Genomic DNA, 4089 nt, shown 5'->3' with positions numbered 1-4089 from the left:
GAACCGGTGGCGCCGGTGCGATAGCGCGCCGCGCGGTCGGCGACGACGCGCAGGTCGCCCGTCGATCCCCACGGATTGGGGGTAGCGATGCCGCCGAAGGGGGTCAGCGACAGATTGGCGGGCAGCCAGCCGATCCCGCCGTCGTCGCCCGCCTCATAGCGCGCGGCGGGCACCCAGCGGCCGCGCGTGATCGCGGCGAGATCGGTGGTGACGATTCCGGTCAGCGCCATCGTCATACCGCGCGCATCGCCTGGAAGCGCGCCTCCACCGCATCGGTATCGGCAACCCAGCAATAGCCGCCGAACGCCGCCAGCGCATGGTTGTGACGGTCGGCCGTCGTCGCGGCGCAGGCGTCGCCGACGCAGGTGACGACAAAGCCGCGGTCGGCGGCGTCGCGCACCGCCATGTCGACGCACTGGTCGGTCATGATCCCGGCGACGACGAGATGGGTGACGCCTAGGTTGCGCAGCACATAGTCGATATTGGTCGAGTTGAAGACGCCCGACGAGGTCTTGGGCAGCAATATCTCGTCCTCGCCCACCGCGAGCTCGGGCACCGGAAGCGCCAGCGGATCGTCGGGCCCCACGTGCAGCGGCGTCATCTTGTGGTCGAGCGATCGGTCGCGCCCGTCGCGGGTGAGGCTGCGGATGATCGTGTGGATCACCTCGATCCCGCCGGCGCGCGCGGCCGCGAGCAGGCGGGCCTGGTTGGGGATGGCCCGCGCGGCGACGTCGCGGTGAAAGGGATGGTCTGCGTCCCAGTCGGGGTGCCCCGGATTGCGCCCCGGTTCGAGCCATATCCGCTGCATGTCGACCAGCAGCAGGGCGGTCGCCGACGGCGGATAGGGGTCGTCGCGGCGAATGGCGGGACGCAGGATCGTCATGGGGCGGGTTCATCCACGGTTACGGCATTGGCGCTGCGCAGCTTTTCGAGATCGGCGACGCGCCGTTCCATCACGCGCTTTTCGCGCACGACGGCATGGGCGACGAGCGCCTCCATCTGCGCCACGGCGGGGGCCAGCGAATCATAGGGCGAATCGACCTCGACCGAGGCGATGATGACGACATCGGCGAACTCGGCGACGGGGGACATCCACGGATCGGTGAACAGGATGACGTGCGCGCCGCGCGCTTCGGCCTGGCGCGCGAATTCGACGACGTCGGTCTGGTAGCGGCGATAATCGAACACGATCAGCGTGTCGCGCCGGCTGATATCGACCAGCCGGTCGAAGCTTTCGAGCGTCAGCGGCGATATCGAATGCACGTCCGAGCGCAATTGCAGCAGATAGCCCGCCAGCATCCCGGCGACGTGCCGGCTGAAGCGGCCGCCGACCAGCGTCACGCCGCCCTTGGCCCCCATGATCAGGTCGACCGCGCGGTCATAGGGTTCGGGCACCGCCGCCTCGGTCGCGTCGCGCAGCTTCTGGGTGACCGACGCCATGTAGCGATTGACGATCGCATCATGCTCGTCCCCCGCCTGCTTGGTTTCCAGCATCATCAGCGGCGATCGCAGCCGCGCCTCGACATCCTCGAGCAGGGCGGCCTGGAAAGCGGCGAAATTCTCGAACCCGAATTTGGTGACGAAACGCGCCACGGTCGGGTCGCTGACGCCTGCGCGCTTGGCAAGGCTCGACGCGCTGCCGAGCCCGGCCACCGGATAGTCGGCGAGCAGCAGCTGGACGATGCGGGATTCCGACCTTGTCAGGCTGACGTCGCTGCTGCCCAGCATATCGCGGATCGGCATCCGTTCGGTCTTTTGCGTGTCGTTCGCCATAGCGCCCTTTTCCCTAAAGCTCGTCCCGCCGCGACGCGACAGGCGCCACGGCCCTTTCGTCCGAAAGGCCATGCGGTCGACGATAAGGCATGTTGCGGGATGACGCGATAGGCGTCAGGGGCAGGCGAACCGCGCGTTTCACGGCGCGGCCGCTTCGGGGGCAAGGATCGCCGCCAGGCGCCGCGCCCACGCGTCGATCTGCGCGTCGTCCGCCAGTTCGTCGTTGCGGATTTCGATCAGCACGGCGGGGATGCCGCGGTCGTCGCCGTGGACCAGTATCGCATAATCCTCCTGCCGACTGACCGAATAAGGCTGGTTGACGCCGATATGGAGCGACGCATCCGCGGCCAGTCGCGCGACCAGCCGCTCGCCCAGCGCCGCCGCGCGGCCGAACAGGATGCCGGCGTGCCAGGGCCGGGCATGGCCCAGAAACACCGGATTGAAACTGTGGATCGCGACCAGGATGGCAGGCGATCCGGCGGCGACCTGCGCATCGATCAGCGCACCGATCGCGTTCTGATAAGGCGTGAAGATCCGCGCCTGCCGCAGCGCGCGCTCGACCGCGTCCAGACCGTCGTTCGCCGGGATGGGCGTTCCTTCCGACCAGGCGACGATCGACCCTTCCCCTTCGGGCGGGCGATTGAGATCGATCAGCAGGCGCGAATAGGTGCCGAGCAGGGCGGGGGCGTCGAGCAGCGCAGACAGCCGGCGGGTAACCGCCGCGGCGCCGATGTCCCAGGCGATATGACGATCGAGGTCGGCCGGACCCAGCCCCAGCCCGTTGTAACAGGCTGGAATATGGTTCGACGCATGTTCGCACAGCAGAATGACGGGCGAACGTCCGGACGGGTTGACCCATTCCACCGGATCCGGCCAGTCCGACAGGTTCGGCGCGGTCAGATTGTCCATAATGTCTCCGGCCTGTCGCTCATGCCCGTTCGCTTCGATGTCATTAGACATATGACATAAATACAGTCAATGGCAATATATGTAAAATATCAAACATCATGAACCACACGGCTCAGCCAGTCGCAGCGGAGGGCTTGCGACGGCGCAGGATCAGATGGACGAGCGCGAGCAGCGCCGTGGTGGTCAGCCCGGCCCAAGCCTGCGAGGCGAGGCCGGGCGTCGCCAGCATCGACGCGATCACCCCCACCATCGCTGCGATCACGACCGGCCCGGTCGCGCGCGGCAACCGGCTTTCGCCGCCGCGGCGGACGAATCCCATATGCGCGAGGACGAGCATCAGATAGACGATCAGCATCACCATGCCGGTCGCGTTGACCAGCATCGCGAACAGCCGCTCGGCCGACAGGACCGACGCCAGTACCGCCAGCGCTGCGGCGCCCGACCCGGCGAGGATCGCGCGCACCGGAACGCCGCGCGTTCCTGCCTTGCCGAAGAATGCCGGCGCCTCGCCCTTCGCGGCGAGCGCCATCAGCACGCGCGAGCAGACATAGACGCCCGAATTCATGCACGACAGCACCGCAACGATGATCACGGCGTTCATGACCAGCGACACGCCGGGCGCGCCGACGGCGGCGAGCGCCATGGCGAAGGGCGACGCGCCGGGACGAATCTGGGTCCACGGCACGATCGCGACGATCAGCAGCATCGACAGCAGATAGAAGAGCGCCACGCGGATGATCAGCGTCGTCGTCAGCCGCGCGATCACCGGCCCAGGCTCGTGCGCGTCGGCGGCGGCGATAGTGATGATCTCCGCTCCGACCAGCGCCAGGATCACCGCGGTCACGCCCGAAAAAACCGATGCCGCGCCGAAGGGCGCGAAGCCGCCATGGGCATAGAGGGGCGCGGGGATGCCGCCGCCGCCGAGCATGCCCCTGCCGACCGCGAACGCCGCGACGCCAATGCACAGGATGATCGCGGCCACCGTGATCCCCGACAGCCAGAATTCGGATTCGCCGAAGGCGCGAACAGACAGGAGGTTGAGCGCGGTCATCGCAGCGACGAGCAGCAGCCCGACCTGCCACGCCTCCGCGTTCGGCAGCCAGGTGACGATGATGCTGGCGCCGGCCAGCCCCTCCAACGCGATCGCCAGCGCCCAGAATATCCAGTAGAGCCAGCCGGCGACGAAGCCCGCGCCGTCGCCGAGGCTGATGCGGATATGTTCGGTGAACGATCCCGCGCCCGGCGCCGCGAGCGCCATGTCGGCGAGCATCCGCATCACCAGCAGGATGAGGACGCCGGCGATGGCATAGCTGACGACGATCGCCGGGCCGGTCGCGGCGATCGCGGCGCTGCTGCCGACGAACAATCCCGACCCGATGATCCCGCCGATCGAGATCATGCTGACAT

Annotated in this window: 5 protein-coding genes; all 5 read right to left on the bottom strand. The window is 67.8% G+C overall.

Annotated features, from left to right (window positions below; translation table 11 throughout):
* Nucleotides 1-236, bottom strand: a 236-nt coding sequence (locus tag VNR91_RS11970) for a hypothetical protein (protein ID WP_325491004.1), incomplete at its 3' end; no start/stop codon positions are given.
* Nucleotides 233-883, bottom strand: coding sequence for an isochorismatase family cysteine hydrolase (locus tag VNR91_RS11965; protein WP_325491003.1), 651 nt, complete (start codon nt 881-883; stop codon nt 233-235). The genes VNR91_RS11965 and VNR91_RS11970, both read right to left, overlap by 4 nt.
* Complete coding sequence (locus tag VNR91_RS11960; protein WP_325491002.1) at nt 880-1773, bottom strand: MurR/RpiR family transcriptional regulator; 894 nt, start codon at nt 1771-1773, stop codon at nt 880-882. Before VNR91_RS11960 ends, VNR91_RS11965 begins: the two co-directional genes overlap by 4 nt.
* A 138-nt stretch (nt 1774-1911) precedes the next feature.
* Nucleotides 1912-2733: an N-formylglutamate amidohydrolase gene (locus tag VNR91_RS11955; RefSeq protein ID WP_325491001.1), complete on the bottom strand. Its 822-nt coding sequence runs from the start codon at nt 2731-2733 to the stop codon at nt 1912-1914.
* 61 nt (nt 2734-2794) lie between these two features.
* A partial coding sequence (locus VNR91_RS11950; RefSeq protein ID WP_325491000.1) for an amino acid permease occupies nt 2795-4089 on the bottom strand: 1295 nt, incomplete at its 5' end.

Source organism: Sphingomonas sp., assembly GCF_035555815.1.
GTDB lineage: Bacteria > Pseudomonadota > Alphaproteobacteria > Sphingomonadales > Sphingomonadaceae > Sphingomonas.
The sequence above is the reverse complement of the archived record's forward strand: the minus strand, read 5'-3'. Positions and strand labels throughout refer to the sequence as shown.

Bases quoted from the DNA above. Each gene is read 5' to 3' on its own strand.
- VNR91_RS11955 (WP_325491001.1), bottom strand. From the start codon at position 2,733: ATGTCTAATGACATCGAAGCGAACGGGCATGAGCGACAGGCCGGAGAC.
- VNR91_RS11960 (WP_325491002.1), bottom strand. From the start codon at position 1,773: ATGGCGAACGACACGCAAAAGACCGAACGGATGCCGATCCGCGATATG.
- VNR91_RS11965 (WP_325491003.1), bottom strand. From the start codon at position 883: ATGACGATCCTGCGTCCCGCCATTCGCCGCGACGACCCCTATCCGCCG.